Below are 23,704 nucleotides of genomic sequence, written 5' to 3'. Positions count from 1 at the left end.
CCCCGCAGGGTTTGGGGCCGTGAGGCCCGCGTGGGCCATGCCGCCGTGTTTTGCCACTGCCCGCTAAAGGGTTTGTGCCAGCAGCGCTGACAGTTCCGCGGTCAACACCTGCCGGATCCCGGCCGTCCCAACACTGTGCCCGTCAATGGTGTTGATGGGGGCGAGCAGGCGAATGCTGGAAATGAGCCAGGCGGCGTCGGCGTCGAGCAGATCCTCTGGCGTCACCGGGCCGTACCCCAGTTCCCAGCCGGCGTCCCGCGCCGCGGCAAAAAGTGCGCCCTGGGTGGTGCCGGGCAGTATCCCGGTGTCCAGGTGGGGGGTGATGAGCCGTTTGACAGGGTCGCCGGAATCGTCGGAAATGTGGGCCAGCAGCACCGAGGAGGTGGGGCCTTCCAGGACCAATCCGTCACGGCTGGTGAAAATCACGTCGTCGGCGCCTTCACTGTGCGCGTGCCGCAGGGCTGCCATGTTCACCGCGTAGGAGAGGGTTTTGGCGCCCAGCAGCAGCCAGGGGGCACGGGCGGCAATGTCACTGTCATAACCGCGTTCCAAAAGCATTACGTCCAGGCCCTTTTCCCGCTGGGCCGCCAAGGCCGGGGACACCGTGCTGACGGCCACCCACGCGGTGGCCCGATGGGCGCCCTCGGGTCCGCGGGTGGCGGTGAGCCGCACCGTGCACTGGCGATCCTGGGACTCCGGTGTGGCGGCAAGGGCATGGAGGATGGCTGCCTGCCACGCCCCGGCGTCCGGGATGGTGAGATCCATGAGCTCCGCCGACGCCGCCAGGCGTGCCAAATGCGCTCCGAGCTTCCGCGGGGCGCCCTTGACGGCCAGGAGCGATTCAAAAATCCCGTCGCCGCGCGTGAGGCCCTGGTCCGTGGCCATGATGGCGGGTGCTGCAGGGTCGGCCAGACGTCCGGCGGGATGCTGGGGGTCCAGAAAAACCAGTGTTGTCATGCCTTGAGCTTAGCGCCGGGGCCGGGAGCCAGGGCAGGGCCCGGCACGGAGCCGAGGCCGCCTAGGGTAATGTCACCATGAGGGAAATGGCCGGATTAACAGGAGAACATGCGTGATTTCGACAATCTTCAGTTTGCCTGTGGACACAAGTTTTTGGCTCTCGGCGCTTATTTTGCTTCTGGATTTGGCAATCCGCATAGTGGTGCTGGGCATCATCCCCGGAAACCGCCGCCCCACCACGGCCATGGCCTGGCTGCTGTGCATATTCTTCCTGCCGTATGTTGGGCTGGTTTTGTTCCTCATGTTCGGCAACTTCCGCCTCTCCCGACGCCGCCGGGAAACGCAGCAGGCGGTCAACGCCCGCGTGGTGGAGGGCACCGCTGACATTGCCTCCCAGGTGCAGAGCTACGAGGGGCCCACCTGGGTGAAATCGGTGATGCAGCTTAACCAGAACCTGGGTTTCTTCCCTGCACTGGGCGGCAATTCCGTGCAGTTGCTTCCCGGCTATCAGGAGTCGCTGGACGCCATGGCCGATGCGGTGGGCCAGGCGAAGGAATACGTCAATGCCGAGTTTTACATCATGAGCACCGACGGTTCCACCGAGAAATTGTTCTCCGCATTGGAGGCCGCCGCTGCGCGTGGGGTGCGGGTGCGCGTGCTTTTTGACCACATTGGCTCCCTGCGCGTGCCGGGCTACCGCCACATGATCAAACGGCTCAAATCCAGTGGCATTGAATGGCGCCGGATGTTGCCGCTGTTGCCTGTGAAGGGCCAGTGGCGCCGGCCGGACCTGCGCAACCACCGCAAGATCCTGGTGGTGGATGGCCGGGTGGGATTTACCGGCTCACAAAATGTCATTGAACCGTCATACCGCAGGAAGGGCAATCGCAAGGTGGGCCGCAAGTGGGTGGAACTCATGTCGCGGCTTGAAGGTCCCATCGTGGGGACCTTGAACGTCATGTTCGCCACTGACTGGTCCTCCGAAACCGAGGAAACCCTTGAATCCCAGCTGGCAAGCTACCACTGGGATTCCTTTTCCGGCGGTTCGCTGTGCCAGGTGATCCCCAGCGGGCCCGGCTTTGTCACGGAAAACAACCTGCGGCTGTTCAATACCTTGCTGTATTCGGCCGAAGACCGCATCACCATCTCCAGCCCGTACTTTGTGCCGGATGACTCCCTGCTGTATGCCATCACCACTGCGGCCCAACGCGGGGTGAACGTGGAGCTCTTTGTGTCCGAACAGGGGGACCAGTTCCTGGTGCACCACGCCCAACGCTCCTACTACGAGGCGCTTTTGAAAGCCGGGGTGCGCATTTATTTGTACCCCAAGCCCGCTGTGCTGCACGCCAAACACATCACCGTTGATTCCGAGGTGGCCATCATCGGCTCCTCAAACATGGACATGCGCAGCTTCTCCCTGAACTTGGAGGTCACCGTCATGATGATTGACGACGGCGTGGTTCAGCGCATGCGCCAGGTGGAGGACGACTACCGTGCCGTTTCGCGGGAACTGCTGCTCGAGGAGTGGGTGAACCGCCCCATTATGGCCCGTTACGTTGACAATGTGGCGCGCTTGACGGCCACCATTCAATAATTCGCGCACCTGCGCGCAGGTGCGGCTGCATCAACCCGGAAAGTCTGCACCCAGGGTGGAAAGGACCCCGTGGGCCTTGGCTTGGATTTCCTGCCATTCGGCCTCGTCATTGGAATCAGCCGTGATGGCACCGCCGATGCCCAGGGAAAGGTCCGTGCCGCCGTCGGGGGTGTCCTGGCAGAGCAGCGTGCGGATCACCACCGACAGATCCGTTGCGGCATTGAGTGAGAAATACCCGATGGCACCGGAGTAGATGCCGCGCGGGCCGGATTCCAGGGCAGTCAAAATGGCCATGGTGCTGATTTTCGGTGCCCCCGTCATGGAGCCGGCCGGAAATGCCGCGGCGACTGCCTGTGCCCGGGAACTGCCCGGCGCCAGTTGCGCCTCAATGGTGCTGACCAGCTGATGCACGGTGGCGTAGCTTTCAATGGCACACAGCCGCGGGACCTGCAGGGTATGGGCAAGGGCGAATCGCGAGAGGTCATTGCGCAGCAAATCCACAATCATGATGTTTTCCGCCCGGTCCTTCAAGGAGCCGGCTAAATCGGCCTTGAGCGCAGCATCCACTGCCGGATCCCCGTCGCGGCGGCGGGTGCCCTTGATGGGTTCGGCCCGCATCAGCCCGGCGGCATCGATGCGCAAAAACCTCTCCGGGGAGGTGCTCGCCACGCTCGTGGAGCCAAAGCGCACAAAAGCGGCAAAGGGGGCCGGGTTGTCCACGCGCAATGCCCGGTAGCTGTGCCACGGATCAATGCGGTGGCTGCTGTGGGCCTCCAGGGCAGTGGTGAGGCAGACCTCGTAGCTGTTGCCGTCGTGGATTTGCGCCTGGGCGGCGGCAATCATCTCCTTGTAACGGCGCTCGCCGTCACGGACCGTGAACTCCGGGGCGCGGAAGGGCCGCTGTTCCGTAATGGGGCCGGCCGCATGAACACCTTCCGCCGCGGAGCGGACCGCCTGTTCAAATGCGGTGGCCTCCGCGATGGTTCCAGGGTGGTGTGCATCCGTCAAGGTCAGGGCATACAGGCAATTTTCCTGATGATCCAGCACCACCGCCTGGCCGGCGAAAATCAACGCAGCATCGGCAAGGGTCCCCGCACGGGGGGTGGAATTTTCCGCACGGTGCCAATCCTGACGGTCGCTGTCGCCCCCGGTTTCAGCCTTCAGCCCATACCCCAACCAGCCCAGCCAGCCGAGCGTGAAATCGCCCGGGTAATGCTGCGGCGCACGCACGGCCCTGCGGCCCCACACGGAATCCAACCAGCGAAAAAAAGGCCCCCGGATGCGTGTGGTGACGTCTCCGGCCGTCACGGTGGTCAAGCCTCGGGTGTGCTGCGCGATTTGGCCAAAGCACCCGGCGGGATCGGCCATGATGGAGAAACGGGAGCGGTCAGCCGCGGCATCCCCCCAGGAATCAACTCCGGAAACCTCCGCCAGTGAACTGTCCAACCACACCGCGTTTTCCGAGGCTCCATACAGGGCCTGAAAAAGTTCGGCGGCCGGCGGGGCCGCATTAATGCGCAGGGCCGAAAACTCCAGGCCGCGCCGCCGCGCCAGTTCCGGAGCCAGGAGATGTTCCAGGGCCGGCAGCTGCGTCAAGGCATCGAGCACCGGTCCGGGGGCGTTGGCCACGCCGGCGGTGGCATCGACCACAATGTCAGCAAAGGTGGGCAGCCCGGACCCGGCCAACAACTGCTCCTCCTGCCCTGCCCACAACTCCCAAAAGGGTGCATACATTTCACCGTCACGCTCCAGCGCACGCTGCCTGCGTGCCTGGCTGGGTGCATCAACCCAAATGACGGCGTCCAGGAATTCCGCTGCCCGGCCATGGGATGAACCAACACCTTCCAACACCACCACCGGGGCAACTGCGGTGGTGCGGGCGGCGCCGTCGTGCTGGCCGGCCCAGTCCCACTGCGTCCATGTGGCTGGGCGGCCCTGGCTGAGCGGGGCCAGCACGGTTTCAATGTAGCGTTCCACACCTCCGGCCAGACCGTCCCAGCCGGGGTACACGTCCTCAAGGTGAAACAAGGAGACGGGGCGGTGCGTGCGCAGCAAAGCTGCCAGTTCCACGGCCAAGGTGGTTTTCCCGGCGCCGGAGCGGCCATCAATGGCAATGAGCACCGGGCGCTGCCTAGCCACGGGCATGCGCCAGGATTCCTGGAATGGCGGCGGCAATGAGCTGCCAGCTGGCATCAAAGTCCTTGTCATCGCCGTACCAGGGATCATAAATGCCCTGCTGTTGCATCCCGGCACCCGAAACCTCCGGGTCAAAGGAGCGCAGCATCCGCACCTTGCCGGCAGCTTCAGGGGTGGGGGCCAAGGCCTGCAGGGCATGGAAGTGGTCGGTGTCCAACGCCAGGATCAGCTCGCGTTCGGCAAACCATGCCGGGTCAAATTGACGGGCGGTGTGGTTGGAGACCGCTATGCCGTGGCGGGCCAGGACGCCGCGGGCACGCGGATCAATGGGATTGCCCACTTCCCACGCGCTGATCCCGGCGGAGTCCACCACCACATCAACCCCCGCCTGCTGTGCCGCCTGGGCCACCATGAACTCGGCCATGGGGGAGCGGCAAATGTTGCCGGTGCAGACGGTGGTGATCCTAAAGGGGGTGGTCATGGCGCAAGTCTATCCGCGGGCGCGCCTCACAGCAGCGCCAGCAAAACGCCCACGGCAATGAACAGGCTGCCAAAAATCCGGTTGAGCAGCACCTGGCCGCGTTCGCTGTTGGTGAGGTGTTTGAGCTGCTTGGCACCGGCGGCAAAAAGAAACCACATGATGACAATGTCAATGGCCACGATCGTGGCCGTCAACACCAAATATTGCTGCCAGAGGGGCTCCCCGGGACGGATGAACTGCGGGATGACCGCCAGGAAGAAGACTATGGCCTTGGGATTGAGCAGGTTCACCCACGCCCCACGCCGAAGCATGGACAGGCCCCGCTCGGGAAGGGGGCTGCCGGCGTCGAAGGGTTCCGGCGGGGCCAAGATCTTCCGCACGCCCAGGTACACCAGATAGGCCGCGCCCGTGTAGCGGATGAACATAAAAAGCAGCGGCGAATTGGCGACCACAAGGCCCACGCCCGCCGCCACGATGATGATGTGGATGACCAGCGCCAGCTGCTGGCCCAAAATGCCCCACATGGAACGTCGAAATCCCGCGGTGAGGGCGTTGGACATGGTGTTGATGGCGCCTGCGCCCGGGGTGACGCTGATCATGACGCCGGTGCCCACCAGGGCCAGCCAAAGGGAGAATTGCACCCATCCAGCCTACCGTTGCCGCTTGGCGCCGCAGCGGCCTTCCTGCCCGGTGGGCGGCTCCGTCGGGCCGGAAGTCCCCCTGACCTGCCCGGGACGTTCGCCCAGCGCGAAAGTTGAGCCGGGTACGCTCAACTTCATTTGACATGATGCCGAGCCTGAGTAAAGTTGAGTGCAGAACGCTCAATACCGCTGATTGGGCGAGCCGTCAGCAGACGGAAGTTCAGACAGCGGCTCATGAAAGGAACCACTTATGTCACGTGCCGTAGGTATTGACCTCGGAACCACCAACTCCGTCATCTCCGTTTTGGAAGGTGGCGAGCCCACAGTCATCGCCAACGCTGAAGGCGGCCGCACCACCCCTTCAGTTGTTGCCTTCTCCAAGACCGGCGAGGTCCTGGTTGGCGAAATTGCCAAGCGCCAGGCCGTCAACAACATTGACCGGACCATTGCCTCCGTCAAGCGCCACATGGGCACCGACTGGAACGTCGCCATTGACGACAAGAAGTACACGGCGCAGGAAATCTCCGCCCGCACCTTGATGAAGCTTAAGAACGACGCCGAAGCGTACCTGGGCGAAAAGGTCACCGACGCCGTCATCACCGTCCCGGCCTACTTCAACGACGCCGAGCGCCAGGCCACGAAGGAGGCCGGCGAGATCGCGGGCCTGAACGTGCTGCGCATCGTCAACGAGCCCACCGCGGCTGCTTTGGCCTACGGCCTGGAAAAGGGCAAGGAAGACGAACTCATTCTGGTCTTCGACCTCGGTGGCGGAACCTTCGACGTATCCCTGCTGGAAGTGGGCAAGGACGAGGACGAGTTCTCCACCATCCAGGTCCGCGCCACCCACGGTGACAACCGCCTTGGCGGCGACGACTGGGACCAGCGCGTTGTGGACTTCCTGCTGAACCAGCTCAAGGTCAAGGGCATCGACCTGTCCAAGGACAAGATCGCCCTGCAGCGTCTGAAGGAATCGGCTGAGCAGGCCAAGAAGGAACTTTCCTCCTCGACCTCCACCAACATTTCCCTGCAGTACCTCTCCGTGACCGCCGACGGTCCCGTCCACTTGGATGAGCAGTTGACCCGCGCCAAGTTCCAGGACCTGACCAAGGACCTGCTGGAGCGCACCAAGAAGCCGTTCAATGACGTCATCAAGGAAGCCGGCATCAAGGTTTCCGACATTGACCACATTGTGCTCGTGGGTGGTTCCACCCGCATGCCGGCCGTGACCGAACTGGTCAAGGAACTGGCCGGCGGCAAGGAACCCAACAAGGGCGTCAACCCGGATGAGGTCGTGGCCGTTGGTGCCGCACTGCAGGCAGGCGTGTTGAAGGGTGAGCGCAAGGACGTTTTGCTCATTGACGTCACCCCCCTGTCCCTGGGCATTGAAACCAAGGGCGGTGTGATGACCAACTTGATCGAGCGCAACACGGCCATCCCCACCAAGCGTTCGGAGACCTTCACCACCGCTGATGACAACCAGCCCTCGGTGGCCATCCAGGTCTTCCAGGGCGAGCGCCAGTTCACCCGCGACAACAAGCCGTTGGGCACCTTTGAGCTCACCGGCATTGCCCCGGCTCCCCGCGGCGTGCCCCAGGTTGAGGTCACCTTCGACATTGACGCCAACGGCATCGTCCACGTCTCCGCCAAGGACAAGGGCACCGGCGTGGAGCAGTCCATGACCATCACCGGCGGCTCCTCATTGTCCAAGGACGACATTGAGCGCATGGTCCGCGAAGCCGAGGAGCATGCAGCCGAGGACAAGGAACGCCGCGAGGCAGCCGATCTGCGCAACTCCGCCGAGCAGCTGCACTACTCGGTGGACAAGGTCCTGGCCGACAATGACGACAAGCTCTCCGACGAGGTCAAAAACCCCGTCAAGGAGGATGTCACCGCCTTGAAGACCGCCCTGGCCGGCGACGACGACGCAGCCGTAAAGACCGCGTTTGAGAAGCTGCAGGCGTCACAGTCCTCACTGGGTGAGGCCATTTACGCCGCCGCCCAGGCGGACGCCGCCACGGCCGACGCCGGAGAGCCTTCCGAAGGTGCCCCGGCCTCCGAGGCTGGCGCTGACGAGGACATCGTCGACGCCGAGGTTGTTGACGAAGACGAAAAGAAGTAGCCATGGCTGACTCAGTGAATCCGGCAGCGGACGAGCCCGAGGAGCCCGTGGAGCCGTCCCAGGCCCCCGCGGGGGATGCGGCGGAAGCTGCTGAAGGTGATGCGCTTTCCCAGGCGGAGGAGATCCTCAACGGTGTTGAGGTTCCTGCCGAGGAATCCGTGGCCCAAGGCAGCGAGGCGGACGTGGCCATCGAGTTGAAAAATGACCTGCTGCGTCTTCAGGCCGAGTACGTCAACTACCGCAAGCGCGTGGAGCGTGACCGGGCCGTTGCCGGACAAATGGCTGTCATTGGGGTGCTGAACTCGCTTTTGCCCGTGCTTGATGACATTGACGCCGGCCGCCTGCATGGTGATATTGCCGATGGACCGTTTGCGGCCATTGCCACCAAGCTGGAGACCGCATTGGCCACCTACGGCTTGGAAAAGATTGACACCACCGGGGTCGCCTTTGATCCCACAGTGCATGAGGCGTTGATTCAGCAGCCTTCGGCCGAGGTGGAAATCGACACCGTCAGCCAGGTGCTCCGCAACGGCTACAAGAGCGGCGAGCGTATTTTGCGCGCCGCACAGGTCATCGTCGCAGTACCCGAATAAACAATGACGCCCTCCCGGGCTGGATGCGCACCAGCGGATCCGGGCCGGGAGGGCGCGCAGTTCCCACAACTTTTGGAAAGGAGGCGTCTTGGCAAGTCAGGACTGGGCGGAAAAGGACTTCTACAAGATTCTTGGGGTATCCAAAGATGCATCGGATGCCGACATTAAGAAGGCCTACCGAAAATTGGCCCGCAAGCACCACCCGGATACCAACTCCGGTGATGCTGCGTCGGAAAAGACTTTCAAGGACGTCTCCGAAGCGTATTCAGTGCTTTCGAGCAAGGAGGACCGCGAGCAGTACGACGCCATTCGTGCCATGGGTGGCGGTGCACGTTTCACGGCCGGCGGCGCCGGCCAGGGCGCGGGTGGTTTTGAAGACGTCTTCGGGGACCTCTTTGGCGGCGGACGCACTGCCCCACGCGGCAATCCGGGATTCGGCGGATCGGGCCTGCCCCCGGAATTTGCCGACCTGTTTGGCGGTGGCTTCGGCGGGGGCGGTTTTGGCGGGGGCGGTTTTCAACCCACCCCCACCAAGGGGGCCGACCGCACGGCAAGCACCTCCATTTCCTTTGGCGGTGCCATCAAAGGCACCAAAATTGGTCTGCGCGAGCCCAATGGCGAGGTCATTGACGTGCGGATTCCGGCCGGCATCAAGGACGGGCAAAAAGTGCGGGTCAAGGGCAAGGGCCACCCCGGGTCCGCCGGAGCCGGGGACCTGATGGTCACCGTCAAGGTCAAGCCCCACGACTTCTTTGTCCGGGACGGGGACAACATCCGCGTGCACGTGCCTGTGACGTTCCCGGAGGCAGCGCTCGGCGCGGACATCAGCGTGCCCACGCTTACCGGGGATACAGTGCGGGTGCGTGTCCCGGCCGGAACGCCTCCGGGCCGCACCTTGCGCGTCAAGGGCGCGGGGGTCAGGACCAAAAAGGGCGACGGCGATCTGCTCGTCACCATTGATGTGGCAGTTCCCCAAAAGCTCAACAAGGAAGCCGAGGAGGCTGTGCGTGCCTTTGCTGCCGCCACAGCCGATGGCGATCCCCGCGGGGCGCTGAAGGACAAAGCCAAGCTTTAACGAAGGTGGAAGGCCGCCAGTGCGCCTGTCGGAGGATGCCTTGGCAAATCCCGGCAGGCGCGGACGCCAAACCGGGTTGTTTGCACCATTCGTACCACCGGCGCCGTCGGGCAGGGCCACAAGGAGGGAAGCCGCCATGATCAACGATCCGCACGCACCGATTTTTGTGATTTCCGTGGCAGCCGAGCTCGCTGAAATGCACCCCCAGACGTTGCGGCAGTATGACAGGCTTGGCATTGTCCAGCCCAGCCGCGCGCCGGGACGTGCCAGGCGCTATTCCCAACATGACATTGAGATGCTCCGTGAAGTGCAACGGCTCTCCCAGGAGGGCGTGTCGCTGGAAGGCATTCGGCGGATCATGGAGTTGGAAAACCAGGTCGACGCCCTGCGCGCCAAGGTCAGGGAGCTGGCCGGGGAGTTGGAAGCGGTTTCCGCCCACATGGCCTCACACCCCATGCGCAGCCACGGCCGTGTTTTCGCCGCCGGGCTGACCGGCGGCGACATTGTGGCCTTGGCCCGTGGCCAACGGCCCCGCCCCCGCAGCCAGGCCGTCATGGTGTGGCGGCCGCAGCGCCCCCGGGAGTAGACCGGCGCGGTTGATCCACCACCGGTCCGCGCTGCAGCCGTGCCAGCCCCCAGGCCCGGCGGCAGCGGCGCCGCGGCTAGGCGAAGGGATCCACCAAGCCTGCCCGGATCCCCCAGAGCACTGCCTGCAGGCGGTCCTTGGCAGCAATTTTCTGCAGCAGGCCGGCCAAGTGGTATTTCACGGTGGTTGATTCAATAAACAACCTCCTGCCAATTTCGGCGTTCGTCAAACCTTCCGCCAGCAGGACCAGCACGTCAAGCTCCCGGGCCGTGAGGTTGTGCGCCGGGGCATCCTGCCGGCTCCCGGGCCCCGGTTTCCGGTTCGCAAACCGGCGCAGCACCCGTCGGGTGATGGCCTGGTCAAGGGTTCCTCCGCCGGCCGCCACGGAGCGGATGGCGCCCAGCAGGGCCTCTTCCTCCGCACCCTTGAGCAGGAAACCGGCTGCTCCAGCCTCGAGGGCGGCAAACACGTCCTCGTCAATGTCAAAGGTGGTGACCACCAGCACCTCGGTGTTCAGGGCGGGATCGGCGGTGATCCTTCGGGTGGCTTGGATGCCGTCCATGTTGGGCATGCGGATGTCCATGCAGACCACGTCGGGCCTCAGCTCGCGGGTCATCCACAGGGCCTCGACGCCATCGCTGGCCTCACCCACAACATTGATGTCGGCTTCCGCCCCGGCAATGACTGCCAGGCCGGCCCTGACAATGGCCTGGTCGTCGGCAATCAGCAGCTTGATCACTGTGTGTTCCTGTCATTTTCGAGGGGAATTTCCAACACGTTGCGCCATCCGCCGCCGCTGAGGCGTGCAGTGCTCAGCTGTCCGCCGACCAAATCGGCGCGTTCCTGCATGCCGGAAATGCCGTAGCCGCTGTCCGTGGGGGCCGCTGCCGGTGCAGCCCTTGCAGCCTGTGCCGCCCCATTGTGGACAGTGATGCGGACCAGGGCGGGCAGGTACTGGATATGAACGTCGCTGACGGCTCCGGGCGCATGCCGTGCGGCATTGGCCAGCGACTCCTGAACCATGCGGTAGCCGGCGGTCTCGGCCAGGGGACCCAGCCGGCGGGGATCCCCGTCCACCCGTAAGTCCACCAGCTGCCCACGGCCCTGGGCGCTGTGTACGAGCGCCGGAACCCGCTTCAGGGCCGGCAGGGGCGGCGGCTGGGCAAGGGACCCGGACCCGTGGTCTTCGTCGCTGCGCAACAGGCCAACGGTGCGGCGCAGATCGGCAAGCGTGGTGCGGGCGTCCTGCTGCACGGTGCGCAGCAGCTGGCGGCTGCGGTCGGGCTCGGTGGTGATCAGGGCCGAGGCAGCCTGGGCGCCCACGATGATCCCGGAGAGGTGGTGTGCTGCAATGTCGTGCAACTCGCGGGCCATGGCTGTGCGCACCTGCGTCAGCTCCCTTTCAACCTCGTGCGCGCGTTCACGGGCTGCCAGATCTGCACGGTCCCGCAGCGCCGTCACCAGCTTTTCGCGGGAGAGGAAGAATTCCGCCAGGGCCGCCGGAACCGCGTATTGCAGGAGGGGGCGTGCGACGGCGAAGGCCACGATCGCCGCCGGCGCAAATGAACCCGCCGTCCACATGGCTGTGCCACCAATGACCAGGGTGGCCAGGGCTGCCGCCCCAAGGACCTGGTGGCGGGTGCGGGACTGGCCGTCACGAAGCAGGGAATATGTGGCAATCATGACCGCCAGGGCGCCGGCACCCAGCTCGCCGCCGGTCAGCTGCAAAAGTATGCAGTCCAGCACCACCACCAGCGCAAAGGCTGCCGTGGGGGTGCGCTGGCGCAAAAGCAGCGCCACCGCCTGCAAAAAGATGAGGGCCGCAGCCACGGGGGCCGGAATGGGCGCCGCCACGGGCTCAGGGAAGCCCACCAGCAGCTCGGCGCCCAGGTAACCCGCGGCCAGGGCCAGAATCAACACTGGCGGGACCGCTGTCCGCCATGAAGCGGCAGCGGTGCGCGTTCCTTTCACTGGCATGCTCCCAGTCAATCACGGGCAGGCACCGGCACAGCGCCGGCGCCTGCCCGTAACGGCGGTTTTCTTCAGCTCCCGCACAGTGCCGCATCGAGTGCGTCAACGACGGCCTGGTACTTCGCCAGCAACCGCGCCTCATCGCTCATGTCCACAAGCGCCCAGGGCAGGGCTGTCACCGCAATTGTGACAGCGGTTCCATCGGGACCTACGGCGTTGCGGGTCTGGGTCCCGGGAATGTCGCCGCCATGGCCCCAAGCGAACCCGCCGCAACTCAATGGAAAGCCTTGCAGTCCGAGGCCGTAAACCGCCTTTGGCCATAACTCGTCACCGGCAGGCACGCCGCTTTTCATGGCTTCCAGGCTGGCTTCGCTGACAAGGTCACCGTTGAGCAGTTTTTGGCTAAAGCGGTTCAAATCACCCGGTGAGCTGACCATGGCGCCGGCAGCCCAGGCAAATGAAGGGTCCATCTCGGTGATTTCACGCAGTTCCCCGAGGGTGTCCTGATGGTACCCCTGGGGATGGGCGCCGCGAAGGCCTTTTTCCCCCGGCACGGGAAAATAAGTATGGGTCAAGTCCAGCGGGCCAATGATCCGCTCCTGGATTTGTTCATGCAGCACCCGGGAGGTCAGTTTTTCAATCAGCAGGCCCAGCACCACATAGTTCGTATTGCTGTATTCCCAGCGTTCCCCGGGCGCGAAGACGGCCGGTTTCGTCAGGGCAATGTCCAGCAGTGCCCGCGGGGCGAGGTAGGAGTTTTGCGCAGCAAAGGCGTCGGCGGCGATCTCCGCGGCGTACTCCGGAAGTCCACTTGTGTGCTGGAGCAGCTGGCGCACGGTGATGTTTGCCCCGGCAATGCCGTCACCGGTGACAAGGCCGGGCAGGTAGCTCTCAATGGGTTCATCGAGTTCGACCCTGCCTTCCTCCATCAACTGGAGCACGATCGTGGCAACATACATTTTCGTGTTGCTGCCAATGCGCACTTCACCGTCGACAGCTGGTGCCGCCCCGGACTTCCGGTCCCCCAGGCCCACCGCAACGTCCAGCTGCCGTCCCTCCGCCGTCGTAACGGCTGCGAGGACGGCCGGGAATCCTTCCCCCACCAGGCTCTGCATGCGGTTTGCCAGCGGCGTCGGCTGGGAATTTCCCGCCTCGATCCGGCTCCAGGCCCCAAAGGCCACTGCCCCGGCCACCAGTGCACAGAGGGTTGCGACGGCGGTGAGGGTGCGTCCGTGCCGTTTGGCTTTGACGGCGGGGTGGGGTTTTTCATGATTCATGGCGGGCTCCTTGAATTGCTGTCATGGGGTGTTTGAGGGTTGCCTTTAGATGTCCCGGCGGTGCAGTGCCAGGGCAGCGATGGCAAGCGCTGTCCCCGTCAATGCCAGAAGTGCCGCACTTGCCACAGGCGTTGAAATGCCAGCCGGCCCCGTGCCTATCACTGCATTGCACAGGGTCAGGGGCATCAGCTGGGCCCAGAGCGGCATGCTGCCGGCAATCAACACAGCCACTGATTGGATGATCATTTCCAGAAGTAAAAGACCGAGCATGAGCAGCACGGCCGCGAGCTGGTTTTTGGCTGCAATGCCCACGGCAAGGGCAATGATGGTGAGGCAGGCGACGGCAAGTGCACTGCGCAGCAGCACTGCAACGGCCGCAGCGGGTTCAATGGCCAGGGCTGTGCCGGCGAAAGCCAGTGTCAGCAGCAGCGTTGCACTGGCCGCAACAGCCAGCACCGCGCCGGCAACAAGGCCTGCAACACCGGCCGCGGCGGCTTTTGCCGCCAGGATGCGCAGGCGTTTGGGCTGCGCGAGTGCGGTGGTGACAATGCCGCCAAAGCGGTAGTCGCTGGTGCCGGCGAGGACACCCATGAGAACAATGGCAATGACCGCAATGCCAAGGGATCCGGTGCTGTCATTTGTTCCCAGCGGGCCAAGCAGCGCGAGCTGGCCGGCAGCTGTTTGCAGATCGGGTGTGGGGATGGCGCCGCCGAGTGCCTCCGGCCCTGGTCCAATTTGACCCGATGCCAAAGCCGGCAAAAGCAGGACGGTCAGGAAGTGGGTGGCCATCAACCCGGCAACGCCGACTGCCAGGGCAATCTTCGACGCCGGAAGGGTCGTGATTTTCAAGAGTTCCGCACGTAACATCAGCGCATCACCGACTGGTTTCCGGTCAATTCCAGGTAGAAGCCCTCAAGGTCCCCGCCCCGCTGGGACAAGGCTTCGGCCAAGGTCATGTCCGCGACAACACGCCCGGATTGCATGACAATGACGTCATCTGAAATTTGCTGCACGTCGGCAAGGACGTGGGAGGAGAGCAGCACGGCGCCGCCGGCATCGGCAAACTCCCGAAGCCGCCGCCTGAGCCAATGCATGCCGGCAGGATCAAGGCCGTTGGCAGGTTCATCCATGACCAACAAAGCGGGCGAACCCAGCAGGGCGGCTGCGAGTGCCAGGCGTTGCCGCATGCCCAGCGAATACTTGCCGATTTTGCGGTCGGCCGCCGCCGTCATGTCCACTTCCGCGAGCACAGCATCGATGCGGGCCGCTGCAACACCAGCTTGTGCGGCGGCGATGCGCAGCTGCTGCCTGCCGGATCGCGCGGGATGCAGGCCCCCGGCGTCGAGCACGGTGCCAACGCTTTGCAGTGGCTGGCGCAGGGCAGCGTAGGGGCGTCCGTGAACCAGCGCGTCCCCGCCGTCGGGGGCCGCCAGTCCCAGCAGCATGCGGATGGTGGTGGTTTTGCCGGCGCCGTTCGGTCCGAGCAGGGCAACGACCCGTCCGCGGGCCACCGTAAAGCTCACGTTATTGACGCCGGCGCCGCCGGGGAAATGCTTGGTCAGATGCCTGGCTTGCAGGGGAATTGATTCATTGGTGGTCATGAATCAAGTCTTCCGGGCACGGGCCTTGTCCGCCCCGCCCGCGTGGCCAGCCTTTACTGGCCGCGCGGACAGTCTCGGTCAAGCCAGCGGCGCCCCCGGGGTCAGTCGCTGAAGAGCCCGGCCAGGTCGGTGCTGGTCAAAGCGCCGCTGGAGAGGGCGTCGCCGCTCATCACGTCGGAGAACAACTGCGATTTTTTGGCCTTCAATGCCATGACCTTTTCCTCGATGGTGTCCTTGGCCACCAGGCGGTACACCATGACGTTCTTCTTTTGCCCAATGCGGTGGGTCCGGTCCACGGCCTGTGCCTCCGACGCCGGATTCCACCAGGGATCCAAAATGAAGACGTAGTCGGCCTCCGTCAGGTTCAGACCAAAACCACCTGCCTTGAGGCTGATGAGGAACAATGGCGCATCTCCGTTTTTAAACTCATCGACGACCGCCGCCCTGTTCCTGGTGCCGCCGTCCAAGTAGGTGAAGGGGATGTTCTCGGCAACGAGGCGCTCCCGCACCTTCCCCAAAAATCCCGTGAACTGGCTGAAAATCAAGGCCCGATGGCCTTCCTTGACCACATCTTCAAGCTGTTCAAACAACACGTCCAGCTTCGAGGAACGCACCCCGGCCTGGTCCGCATCCACCAGTGAGACATCCAGGCTGAGCTGACGCAGCAGCGTCAGGGACTGGAAAATGGTGAACCGGTTTTTGTTCACGTCCTCCAGCAGCCCCAGGATCTTGGCACGTTCGCGTTGCAAATGGGTTTGGTAGATCTTGTGGTGGCGCGGGTTCAGCTCCACTTCCAACACCTGCTCCTGCTTGGCCGGCAGGTCGGCAATGACCTGCTCCTTGGTGCGGCGCAGCATCAGCGGCTTCACCCGGGCCCGAAGCCTGGTGAGCAGGGCGGCGTCGGAATTCTTCTCAATGGGACGCTGGTAGAACTCCGCGAAGCGCTTGGGGCTGGGGAACAGTCCCGGGGCCACAATGGACAGCAGCGCCCACAGTTCCATGAGGTTGTTTTCCATGGGCGTGCCGGTCACGGCCACCTTGAAGGGGGCCTTCAGCTTCCGGGCGCACTGGTAGGCCTTGGACTGGTGGTTTTTCACAAACTGGGCTTCATCCAAAATCAGCCCGGCAAAATCGCGTATGCCGTACTCGGCAAAATCAATGCGGAACAGGGCGTAGGAGGTGATCACAATGTCGGCGCCGGCAAAGAACTGTGCGGCATCGAGTCCGCTTTTGGCAAAGGTCTCCGACACCGTCATGACCTTCAGGCCGGGCGCGAACTTGATGCTTTCACTGGCCCAGTTGCCCACCACCGAGGTGGGGGCCACCACCAGGAACGGCCGGCTGGCCGCGCCCGGCTCCGCGGCGGCCTGCACCTGGCACATCAAGGCCAGGGTCTGCACGGTCTTGCCCAAGCCCATGTCATCGGCGAGCACGCCGCCCAGGCCGTTGCTGTAAAGGAAGTGCAGCCAGTTGAAGCCCTCCAGCTGGTACGGGCGCAAGGTGGCGTTGAGCCCGGCTGGCGCCGGCAGCGGGGTGGGAGGGCCGCCGTCGAGCAGGCCGGACACTGCCGCCCGCCACGCCTGGGCCTGCTCATCAACAATGCCCAGTTGCGCCAGCTCGTCCCACAGGCCGGCTTGGAAGCGGCTGATCCGCAGCTCGCCGTCCTTGCTGTCATTGAGGCTGCGCGCTTCCTCAATGAGGGCGCGCAACTGATGCAGCTCCGGACGGTCAAGTGAGAAGTAGGCGCCACTGGGCAACAGCATGCGGGTGTTGCCGGCAGCCAGGGCGGAGAAAACGGCGGCGAAGGAAACGTACTGCCCCTCCAAGGTGATGACAATGCCCAAATCGAACCAGTCACGTTCATCGGTGGCCTGGGTGGAAATGGTCACCACCGGCGCTTCGGTGACTTCCCGGTAGCTGGCAATGTTTCCGCTGGTCTCAACAACCACCCCGGGCAGTTCCTGCAATTCAGGCAGCACCGTTTCGGTGAACGTGAGGGTGTCCAAGCCGCTCAATTGCGCCGAAGCGGCCAGGGTGGGCTCACCCCACGCTGCGTTGGGCGCTTCACCCAGGGCCGCGATGTGCTCCCAGGGCTGCCCCACGCTCTCAATCAGGCGGGCCTCCGCGACGGTGTCACGGACGGCGCTCTCGCCCCGCTCCGGCCACAACGGCAAGGACGTGACGCGTGTGCCCACGGGGTAATGCCATTCCCAGTGCAGGCGGACAATGTGGTCATTGCCGTACGCCGCCAACAGCGACAGCGTCGGCTCCACATATGCCGGCAGTTCCACCGAATGGTCGGCCGAGACCACCGGTGCCGCCTGCTTCAACTGCGGATAAAACTGGGTCAGGAACTTCTCCCGGGCCTGTTCGGGGATGTGCACGGTTTCCTTGCGCAGGGCAAAATCCAGCATTTGCGCGGAGGCGTTCGCCGGCAATGGTGCCAAGGTGATGGTCTCGCGGGCAAGCGGTGCACGGGCCGGGGCGGCCGTGCCCGCCGCGGGCACGGGGCCGCTTTGCTGGCAAAAGAACAAGCCGCTGGCAGGATTGCCCACCCGGCCAATGATCTCGGCGTCAACGACCACGCCGTCCAGCTCAATGCGGGGGCCAACGTCCAGGCCCTCCGACTCCGCCCGGCTCACATCCAGCTGCAGCCCCGCCTCATGGTCCACAATCCGGACCGGATCGCCGCTGCCTGATTGCACCAGGGCGACGCCGTGCTTGTGCGCACTGCCCAGCAGCTGCCACAGATTGTGCCCGGCAAAATCGTTCAGCGTCAGCCAGGCGCCCGCATTGCCGTGGTTGTAAAGCCGGGGGCTGTGTGAGGACAGGAATTCACTGAGCCATTCCAGCTGCGTGCGGTCATGTGCGCCGCCGTAGGAAAGGTAGCCCAGCGTGCCCCAGCTGACGCCGGTCTTGACCCATTTGCCGCGGCTGCCCATGACCACTGGCCTGACATTCAGCACGGGTTCGGAGGGCACAGTGCCGCCACGGCCGCGGTAGGAAAAGCGCGGCGGCGGAACATGCAGTTCAAATTGCAGGGCCAGGGCCGGAGTGTCCTGGCTGGGCGGTGCGGCGGCGGGCGGGAGCAGGGCCGAGAGGGCCGCCTCCCAGGATTCCACTGCCACATCGCTGGCAGCCGCAGTGGGAGCCGTGTTTTTCTTCCCATCCTTGGCCTTGGCCAGCAGGGTTTCCAAAAAGGTGGGCTCGCGCGGGGTTTCCTCGGGAACGAAGAAATCAGTGAAGGACTCATCCACTTCCGCGGCGGCAATGAGGGCCACCACGTGTTTGCAGTTCTGGCGCACCGGGCAGTTGCAGATCCCCACGCGGCAGGCAATGACGCCGTCGTGTTCACGCACCAGCTTGGCCGTGCTGCGGTACATCTGCGTACCCAGAACCTTGCCGGACAACAAGCCCGTGGCAGGCTCCAGGACAATGTCACTGACACGGCCCTGATCGGCATAGGCGCTGCCCGCGGCAATGGAATTCTCGGTGAACTCGGCGATTCGCGTCAGCAGACGTGAACCGGCGGAGGAGTGCGTCACGAAACTTTTCCACCTGTCGGTTGGGGGTGGTCCAAGAAGGCGAACCACGTCTATCAATCTTACGCAGTAATGACGCCCATGATTACCCGCACGTCCCCGCCCTGTCCGGCCCGTGTCCCGCCCGGAAGCAGGTGCCCCCTGCGGTGCCGGGCTGCGGGCGGGGGATCAGTTGCGGCGGAAGGCAAGGTCGAAAATGACCCGGCCGGCCTTGTGGGCCTTGTTCTCAAAACTGGTCAGGATGCGCCCGTCAAAGCGCGGAGCCCAACCGCCCACCTCATCGGGTACATCGCTTTGTTCGCAATCAACCCCGCTGCGCCGCGCCTGGGTGAGGGGGCTGTCCGCGCCGGCGCGTCCGCCGTCGTAAATATTGGTGAAGTCCGCCGAAGCCGTGCCCACCGCCAGCATTTGTTCGGCGTACGTGGACCAGTCCGTGGCCAGGCGCCACGTGCCGCCCGGGGCCAGGACGCGGGCCACCAGAGGGGCGAAGGTGTCCTTCACCATGCGGCGCTTGTTGTGCTTGGTCTTGTGCCACGGGTCCGGGAAAAAGACCCAGACTTCACTGACGGATCCGGCCGGAAGCATGGTGCCCAGCACCTCGGGTGCGTTGGCCTGCACCACGCGCACATTGCCGAGCCCGTTGGCGACAATCTTTTGAATGGTCTGCGCCAAGCCGGGGGTGTAGACCTCCACGGCCAAAAAATCCTTGTCCGGATTGTTCTTGGCGGCATTGACCACCGCCTCTCCCAGGCCTGAGCCAATCTCCACCACCAGGGGGGCCACGCGGCCAAATTCGGCTGCAGCGTCAAAGACAAAGTCAGGGTGGACGGAGGTGTCTGCAATGTGGCGCGGGACGTCCACAGCCAAGGCGTCGGAGTGGTCTTCCCACGCCTTTTGGCGGCGCCCCTGCAAGCGCGTGCCCCGGCGCACAAAGGAAACCGGCTGGGCATGGTAGGTGCCTGCAGCCGCCTGGCTGCCCGGGGTGATCGGACGGGCCGAACCGTCGGTGGAACGGGGCGCACGTTGCGCCGCGGCTGCAGCTGCTTCAGTGGCGGCGGGGGCCGTGGAGGACTCGGTGGCTGGGGTTTCACTCATCATTATTAAGCGTACCGGGATTCCCAAAACGGGTTCCACGAAGGTGAGGTGTGGCACGAAGGTGCGCTTTGGGCGGCGGATGGCTGCTAGACTGTGATTACTTAATGTGCGATTCGCGCATTCTGCGTCGATGAACGCATGCAACTTGTCCCGCAATTTTGGCTTGCAGCCACCCGCGGTTGACACGCTCTGGCATTGAATCGGCGAACCCATGGTCAAAACTGATCTTGGGACGTTGAACCGCCTTACGAAAGATTTCCTTCTTATATGACAACTTTTGCTGCCCTTGGTGCGCCCAAGGAAATTGTTGCTTCACTTTCCGCCCAGGGAATTGATGAAGCGTTCCCCATCCAGGTCAAGACCCTCCCCGACACCCTCGCAGGCCGCGACGTGTTGGGCCGCGGCCGCACCGGATCCGGCAAGACCATTGCCTTCGCCATCCCGCTGGTGGCCCGCCTGGCCGAACGCGAAGCCCCGTACTTCCGCAAGCCCGGCCGTCCCATGGGCCTGGTGCTGGCACCCACCCGCGAGCTGGCCACCCAGCTGAACAACACCATTGAGCCACTCGCCAAGGCCATGGGTTTGAACACCACCGTCATTTACGGCGGCGTCTCCCAGGCCCGTCAGGAAAAGGCCCTGCGCGCCGGCGTCGACATTGTCATTGCCTGCCCGGGCCGCCTGGAAGACTTGATGAAGCAGCGCATTGTCTCCCTGGAAAGCGTGGAGATCACAGTCCTGGACGAGGCCGACCACATGGCCGACCTCGGCTTCCTGCCCGTGGTCAAGCGCCTGCTGGACACCACCCCCACGCAGGGCCAGCGCATGCTGTTCTCCGCCACCTTGGACAACGGCGTGGACAAGATTGTCCAGCGCTACCTCTCCAACCAGCTCACCCACTCGGTGGACGAGCCCAAGGCCGCGGTCTCCACCATGGAGCACCACGTGCTGGTGGTCAATGACCAGACGGTGAAGAAGCAGGTCATTGTTGAGCTGGCCTCGGGGGCGGGACGCCGCATTCTCTTCATGCGCACCAAGCACCATGCCCGCAAGCTGGCCAAGACCCTGACCGACGCCGGCATCCCCGCAGTGGACCTGCACGGCAACCTGTCACAAAACGCCCGCGACCGGAACCTGGCCGAGTTCTCCACCGGTGACGTGCGCGTCCTGGTCGCCACCGACGTTGCCGCCCGCGGCGTGCACGTCGATGACATTGAACTGGTCATCCACGTGGACCCGCCCACAGAGCACAAGGCTTACCTGCACCGCTCCGGACGCACCGCCCGCGCCGGATCCGACGGCGTAGTGGTCACCTTGACGCTCCCCGAGCAGCAGAACGATGTCAAGAAGCTGATGCGTGCAGCAGGGGTCGACGTAAACTTTGAGCGCGTCACCACCAGCTCACCGGTCATTGCCACCCTGGTCGGCTCGGTTGCCGACAAGGTGGATCCCCGCACCCGTGCCGCACTGCTGGCCGCCAAGGCCCCTGCCCAGGGTGGTGGCACGTCCACTGGTGCAAATGCCCAGCGCAAGCGCGCCCGCACCGGCGCAGCCCCCACGGCCGGTGGCCGCGGTGGCCGCGGTGGCCGGGGCCGTGTCTCAGCTGACGCCAGCGAGCGCCCCGCTGCAGCCAACCGTTCCGAGCGTCGTCCGGCACGTAGCGGCGAAGGTGCATCACGTCCGGCCGGCTCAGGCCGCCCGGCGCGTGACGGCGACGTCGCCCGCGGACGCCGCGCACCCCAGGGTGGTGCCGCCCGTGGCGGTGCCCGCGAAGGGGCCGGTGCCCGCGCCGGATCAAGTGCCGGATCGAGCGTGGCCTGGTCCTCCACCACCGGTGGCACCTCCGGTGGCAGCTTCAACGCCAACGGTGGCGGACAGTCACGCCCGGCACGTTCCGGCGGACCCCGCCGCGCAACGGCGCCGGCGTCAAACCAGCGTCGCAGCCGCTAAAATATCTCGAAACTGATCTGCAGCACGCGGCCACAATGTGTCGAAGCTGCGGGTCAGTTTTGTTTAACGCCCTGTTTGCCCAGGGCGGTGGGCCCGTGGGGCGGTGGGCCGGTGGGGCGGTGCCTCGAATCAGACCCAGAGCTGTTGACTCTGACGCAGCGCTACGTCTGGTTCGACGGCGCTGGGTCTGACTCGACGTTGGACTGCGCAGCGCTGGGTCTGACTCGACGTTGAAGTTGCTGTCCCCGCATCAGTCCGAGGTGGTGGCTTCGGGTGGAGTCAGCCCCACGAAGGGTTCCAAAGCCTGAGTCAATGCTGCTTGATCCTTCGCAGGGACGGCAGTGGCGCCGTAACTAATGGAAATGCTGCGTGCCGGCAAGCCGGAATCCTCAGTTTCCTTGGCGGCGGCGCCCGTGGTGTCCCTGTCCACGTTCACCATATGCAGGACAAGCCACTGCGATCGGGTGTAGGCGGTGCCTTCCCACCACCACAGCCTTTGCGGATCCGCGGTGCCATACTTGTCGATCAGGTCCTTCTGCCAGGAATGGTCGGTTTTGAAATTTTCGTGGTCAAAGAGCAGCTGCACACCCCCAAGCCCATGCTTGGTGGTGATGCGGCTGGTCACGGCCACAATTTCCTCCCACTCGGCGTTGCTGGCCGGGGCGGTGGCACTTTCCCACTGTGTCGAATTGAAGGTGGACGTCATCACCTTGCCCCCATAGCCATTTCCCCCGCCGGGAAACCACGCGGCCTCCCCGCGTGTGCTCCACTCAAAGGCATGCACAGACGTCAGGGCAGCCCGAATGTCAGTCAAAACAGCATCCGAGGTGGCCTGTGCCTCCTCTTGGGTCACTGCATGGGAAAAATCCTCAGGCAACAGACCGGCGCTGACAGGATAATCCTTCCAATTCACAGTGACCTCTTGGCCCGTTTCATTGGTGTAGCTGGTGGTGGGCGGCGCCGCGCACGCGCTTGCTCCCAGCAACAAGGCCACCGATGCCGCAGCAAGCGCTGTCCACCGCCTGTGAGCTGCTGACTTGTTTCCCACTGCATCCCCCTTTTTACGAAGCACAAGAATTCTCAGCCTAGGCTTTGGACTTGCAAGGGGGATCAGTCCTGGGAATGACCTTTTGGTCCCGACGGCGGCAATGAAGTGCTTGCTGCGCGGCGAGTCAGACCCAGGCCTGTTGACTCCGACGTCGCGCTGCGTCTGATTCGGCGGCGCTGGGTCTGATTCGACGTGGGCCGACGTGGCGCGGGCTGAAGTCAGGCCGGGTCAATGCTCAGTACGGCCAAAAAGCCGCGGCCGGAGATTTCGGGGGCTTCCTCGGATCCCACCACGGTGTCGAACTTGCCCAGCCCTTCGGCGGGAGCGGCACCAGCGGTGTCCGCACCACCGGCACCACCGGCAGCCGGGGGTGACACCGTGGCCGAACCGTGCAGCAGCACGGCAAATTGCTCGGCAAAAACCGGGTGGGGCCGCTTTTTGGACAGCTCAATGATCGCGGCGTAACCCTTGAAGGCCCCGCGCCGGGTCATGAGGTGCAGGACCTTCAGTGCGCCGGTGGGAAGGTCCACTGAGGATTGTGCGTCACCGGAAAAGCGGAACGGGCGGTATTTCTCCAGAGCCTGCTCGCTTCCATCCACTGTCAGGGCAATCAAGTCACCGTCCACCACTGCCATCATCCGCTCGCAACCGGCCATGGTGGGGAGCGGGCCGGCCTTCGTGGCGTCGGCCAGACTGATGCACCAGTCCCAATCCTGGGCATTGGGTCCGGCCGCGACCTCACGCGTGGGCCCGGTGGTTCCTGTCGTGGATTTAAGCGAAGCGTAGCGGATGATGTTCATGGTTGGTCGTCCGCGTTCTTTTCGCTGTACACATGCAGGCGCTTGAGGTCTGAGGGACGACGCCGGAGCTTGCGTTTGTAGTAGGACCAACCACCTGTGATGGCCAAGGAGACGGCAAACGCCAATACAATCTTCAACGGCAAGTTGAAGCGGGCAAAGGTGAGCACCAAAATCATGGAGGCAAAGCTGATGAGGTTGACCAGGATGTCCAGCCAGTCGGTCTTATTGTGCATGGGACCAG

At 64.2% G+C, this 23,704-nt stretch carries 20 protein-coding genes; 6 read left to right on the top strand and 14 right to left on the bottom strand.

Annotated elements, in window-relative coordinates; translation table 11 throughout:
- Nucleotides 1-63: 63 nt before the first annotated feature.
- Nucleotides 64-957, bottom strand: a complete 894-nt coding sequence (locus tag ACFUCV_RS09995) for an aminodeoxychorismate lyase (RefSeq protein ID WP_380815137.1) — start codon at nucleotides 955-957, stop codon at nucleotides 64-66.
- Between the two features lie 139 nt (nucleotides 958-1,096).
- Here ACFUCV_RS09995 and cls point away from each other — a divergent pair, with 139 nt between their 5' ends.
- On the top strand, nucleotides 1,097-2,551 hold the full coding sequence (gene cls, locus ACFUCV_RS09990; protein WP_380815135.1) for a cardiolipin synthase: 1,455 nt from the start codon (nucleotides 1,097-1,099) through the stop codon (nucleotides 2,549-2,551).
- Nucleotides 2,552-2,581: 30 nt separating this feature from the next.
- On the opposite strand, the gene ACFUCV_RS09985 is transcribed toward cls, so the two are convergent.
- From ACFUCV_RS09985 to ACFUCV_RS09975, 3 genes are read right to left on the bottom strand one after another with little or no spacing between them, the layout of a single operon-like run.
- Nucleotides 2,582-4,696 (bottom strand): chorismate-binding protein, encoded by a 2,115-nt coding sequence (locus ACFUCV_RS09985; protein ID WP_380815133.1) that lies wholly within the window; start codon nucleotides 4,694-4,696, stop codon nucleotides 2,582-2,584.
- Nucleotides 4,683-5,168 carry a low molecular weight protein-tyrosine-phosphatase gene (locus ACFUCV_RS09980; RefSeq protein WP_380815131.1) on the bottom strand — a complete coding sequence of 162 codons (486 nt, stop codon included), beginning with the start codon at nucleotides 5,166-5,168 and terminating at the stop codon, nucleotides 4,683-4,685. Before ACFUCV_RS09980 ends, ACFUCV_RS09985 begins: the two co-directional genes overlap by 14 nt.
- Before the next feature lie 26 nt (nucleotides 5,169-5,194).
- Entirely contained in the window at nucleotides 5,195-5,809 is a 615-nt protein-coding gene (locus ACFUCV_RS09975) for a LysE family transporter (protein WP_380815129.1), read from the bottom strand.
- Nucleotides 5,810-6,059: 250 nt separating this feature from the next.
- Between ACFUCV_RS09975 and dnaK the strand changes: the two genes are divergently transcribed.
- The 4 genes from dnaK (at nucleotide 6,060) to ACFUCV_RS09955 (ending at nucleotide 10,182) form a co-directional block, all read left to right on the top strand.
- Nucleotides 6,060-7,928, top strand: coding sequence for a molecular chaperone DnaK (dnaK, locus tag ACFUCV_RS09970; protein ID WP_380815127.1), 1,869 nt, complete (start codon nucleotides 6,060-6,062; stop codon nucleotides 7,926-7,928).
- A 2-nt stretch (nucleotides 7,929-7,930) separates the two neighbouring features.
- Nucleotides 7,931-8,521 (top strand): nucleotide exchange factor GrpE, encoded by a 591-nt coding sequence (locus ACFUCV_RS09965; protein ID WP_380815125.1) that lies wholly within the window; start codon nucleotides 7,931-7,933, stop codon nucleotides 8,519-8,521.
- A gap of 88 nt (nucleotides 8,522-8,609) precedes the next feature.
- Nucleotides 8,610-9,596 carry a DnaJ C-terminal domain-containing protein gene (locus ACFUCV_RS09960; RefSeq protein ID WP_380815123.1) on the top strand — a complete coding sequence of 329 codons (987 nt, stop codon included), beginning with the start codon at nucleotides 8,610-8,612 and terminating at the stop codon, nucleotides 9,594-9,596.
- A gap of 136 nt (nucleotides 9,597-9,732) precedes the next feature.
- The gene (locus ACFUCV_RS09955) at nucleotides 9,733-10,182 is read left to right on the top strand and encodes a heat shock protein transcriptional repressor HspR (protein ID WP_380815121.1); all 450 of its coding nucleotides are present in this window, start codon (nucleotides 9,733-9,735) and stop codon (nucleotides 10,180-10,182) included.
- A gap of 76 nt (nucleotides 10,183-10,258) precedes the next feature.
- Here ACFUCV_RS09955 and ACFUCV_RS09950 read toward each other — a convergent pair whose 3' ends face one another.
- The 7 genes from ACFUCV_RS09950 to trmB form a co-directional block, all read right to left on the bottom strand.
- Nucleotides 10,259-10,921: a response regulator gene (locus tag ACFUCV_RS09950; RefSeq protein WP_380815119.1), complete on the bottom strand. Its 663-nt coding sequence runs from the start codon at nucleotides 10,919-10,921 to the stop codon at nucleotides 10,259-10,261.
- Nucleotides 10,918-12,159, bottom strand: coding sequence for a histidine kinase (locus tag ACFUCV_RS09945; protein ID WP_380815117.1), 1,242 nt, complete (start codon nucleotides 12,157-12,159; stop codon nucleotides 10,918-10,920). Before ACFUCV_RS09945 ends, ACFUCV_RS09950 begins: the two co-directional genes overlap by 4 nt.
- 65 nt (nucleotides 12,160-12,224) lie before the next feature.
- Nucleotides 12,225-13,430: a serine hydrolase domain-containing protein gene (locus ACFUCV_RS09940; protein ID WP_380815115.1), complete on the bottom strand. Its 1,206-nt coding sequence runs from the start codon at nucleotides 13,428-13,430 to the stop codon at nucleotides 12,225-12,227.
- 45 nt (nucleotides 13,431-13,475) lie between these two features.
- Nucleotides 13,476-14,279 carry a hypothetical protein gene (locus ACFUCV_RS09935; RefSeq protein ID WP_380815113.1) on the bottom strand — a complete coding sequence of 268 codons (804 nt, stop codon included), beginning with the start codon at nucleotides 14,277-14,279 and terminating at the stop codon, nucleotides 13,476-13,478.
- Between the two features lie 17 nt (nucleotides 14,280-14,296).
- The gene (locus tag ACFUCV_RS09930; RefSeq protein WP_380815111.1) at nucleotides 14,297-15,031 is read right to left on the bottom strand and encodes an ABC transporter ATP-binding protein; all 735 of its coding nucleotides are present in this window, start codon (nucleotides 15,029-15,031) and stop codon (nucleotides 14,297-14,299) included.
- Nucleotides 15,032-15,132: 101 nt separating this feature from the next.
- Nucleotides 15,133-18,576 carry an SNF2-related protein gene (locus tag ACFUCV_RS09925; RefSeq protein ID WP_380815109.1) on the bottom strand — a complete coding sequence of 1,148 codons (3,444 nt, stop codon included), beginning with the start codon at nucleotides 18,574-18,576 and terminating at the stop codon, nucleotides 15,133-15,135.
- Between the two features lie 165 nt (nucleotides 18,577-18,741).
- Complete coding sequence (gene trmB, locus ACFUCV_RS09920) at nucleotides 18,742-19,668, bottom strand: tRNA (guanosine(46)-N7)-methyltransferase TrmB (RefSeq protein WP_380815107.1); 927 nt, start codon at nucleotides 19,666-19,668, stop codon at nucleotides 18,742-18,744.
- 267 nt (nucleotides 19,669-19,935) lie between these two features.
- Here trmB and ACFUCV_RS09915 point away from each other — a divergent pair, with 267 nt between their 5' ends.
- Complete coding sequence (locus ACFUCV_RS09915; protein ID WP_380815105.1) at nucleotides 19,936-21,615, top strand: DEAD/DEAH box helicase; 1,680 nt, start codon at nucleotides 19,936-19,938, stop codon at nucleotides 21,613-21,615.
- A gap of 250 nt (nucleotides 21,616-21,865) precedes the next feature.
- Here ACFUCV_RS09915 and ACFUCV_RS09910 read toward each other — a convergent pair whose 3' ends face one another.
- From ACFUCV_RS09910 to ACFUCV_RS09900, 3 genes are all read right to left on the bottom strand, one after another.
- On the bottom strand, nucleotides 21,866-22,663 hold the full coding sequence (locus tag ACFUCV_RS09910; protein WP_380815103.1) for a hypothetical protein: 798 nt from the start codon (nucleotides 22,661-22,663) through the stop codon (nucleotides 21,866-21,868).
- Nucleotides 22,664-22,881: 218 nt separating this feature from the next.
- Nucleotides 22,882-23,463, bottom strand: coding sequence for a HutD family protein (locus ACFUCV_RS09905; protein ID WP_380815101.1), 582 nt, complete (start codon nucleotides 23,461-23,463; stop codon nucleotides 22,882-22,884).
- The gene (locus tag ACFUCV_RS09900; protein ID WP_380815099.1) at nucleotides 23,460-23,696 is read right to left on the bottom strand and encodes a hypothetical protein; all 237 of its coding nucleotides are present in this window, start codon (nucleotides 23,694-23,696) and stop codon (nucleotides 23,460-23,462) included. Before ACFUCV_RS09900 ends, ACFUCV_RS09905 begins: the two co-directional genes overlap by 4 nt.
- Between the last annotated feature and the right edge of the window lie 8 nt (nucleotides 23,697-23,704).

It is taken from the genome of Specibacter sp. NPDC057265, assembly GCF_042668835.1.
Classification (GTDB): Bacteria; Actinomycetota; Actinomycetes; order Actinomycetales; family Micrococcaceae; genus Specibacter.
Note: the sequence above shows the minus strand (reverse complement) of the source record. Positions and strands in the feature narration are given on the sequence as shown.

What these genes read in the sequence shown, in the direction of transcription:
- ACFUCV_RS09995 (WP_380815137.1), bottom strand. Translation starts at nt 957, where the DNA reads ATGACAACACTGGTTTTTCTGGACCCCCAGCATCCCGCCGGACGTCTG.
- ACFUCV_RS09985 (WP_380815133.1), bottom strand. Translation starts at nt 4,696, where the DNA reads ATGCCCGTGGCTAGGCAGCGCCCGGTGCTCATTGCCATTGATGGCCGC.
- ACFUCV_RS09980 (WP_380815131.1), bottom strand. Translation starts at nt 5,168, where the DNA reads ATGACCACCCCCTTTAGGATCACCACCGTCTGCACCGGCAACATTTGC.
- dnaK (WP_380815127.1), top strand. Translation starts at nt 6,060, where the DNA reads ATGTCACGTGCCGTAGGTATTGACCTCGGAACCACCAACTCCGTCATC.
- ACFUCV_RS09965 (WP_380815125.1), top strand. Translation starts at nt 7,931, where the DNA reads ATGGCTGACTCAGTGAATCCGGCAGCGGACGAGCCCGAGGAGCCCGTG.
- ACFUCV_RS09955 (WP_380815121.1), top strand. Translation starts at nt 9,733, where the DNA reads ATGATCAACGATCCGCACGCACCGATTTTTGTGATTTCCGTGGCAGCC.
- ACFUCV_RS09945 (WP_380815117.1), bottom strand. Translation starts at nt 12,159, where the DNA reads ATGCCAGTGAAAGGAACGCGCACCGCTGCCGCTTCATGGCGGACAGCG.
- ACFUCV_RS09940 (WP_380815115.1), bottom strand. Translation starts at nt 13,430, where the DNA reads ATGAATCATGAAAAACCCCACCCCGCCGTCAAAGCCAAACGGCACGGA.
- ACFUCV_RS09930 (WP_380815111.1), bottom strand. Translation starts at nt 15,031, where the DNA reads ATGACCACCAATGAATCAATTCCCCTGCAAGCCAGGCATCTGACCAAG.
- trmB (WP_380815107.1), bottom strand. Translation starts at nt 19,668, where the DNA reads ATGAGTGAAACCCCAGCCACCGAGTCCTCCACGGCCCCCGCCGCCACT.
- ACFUCV_RS09915 (WP_380815105.1), top strand. Translation starts at nt 19,936, where the DNA reads ATGACAACTTTTGCTGCCCTTGGTGCGCCCAAGGAAATTGTTGCTTCA.
- ACFUCV_RS09905 (WP_380815101.1), bottom strand. Translation starts at nt 23,463, where the DNA reads ATGAACATCATCCGCTACGCTTCGCTTAAATCCACGACAGGAACCACC.
- ACFUCV_RS09900 (WP_380815099.1), bottom strand. Translation starts at nt 23,696, where the DNA reads ATGCACAATAAGACCGACTGGCTGGACATCCTGGTCAACCTCATCAGC.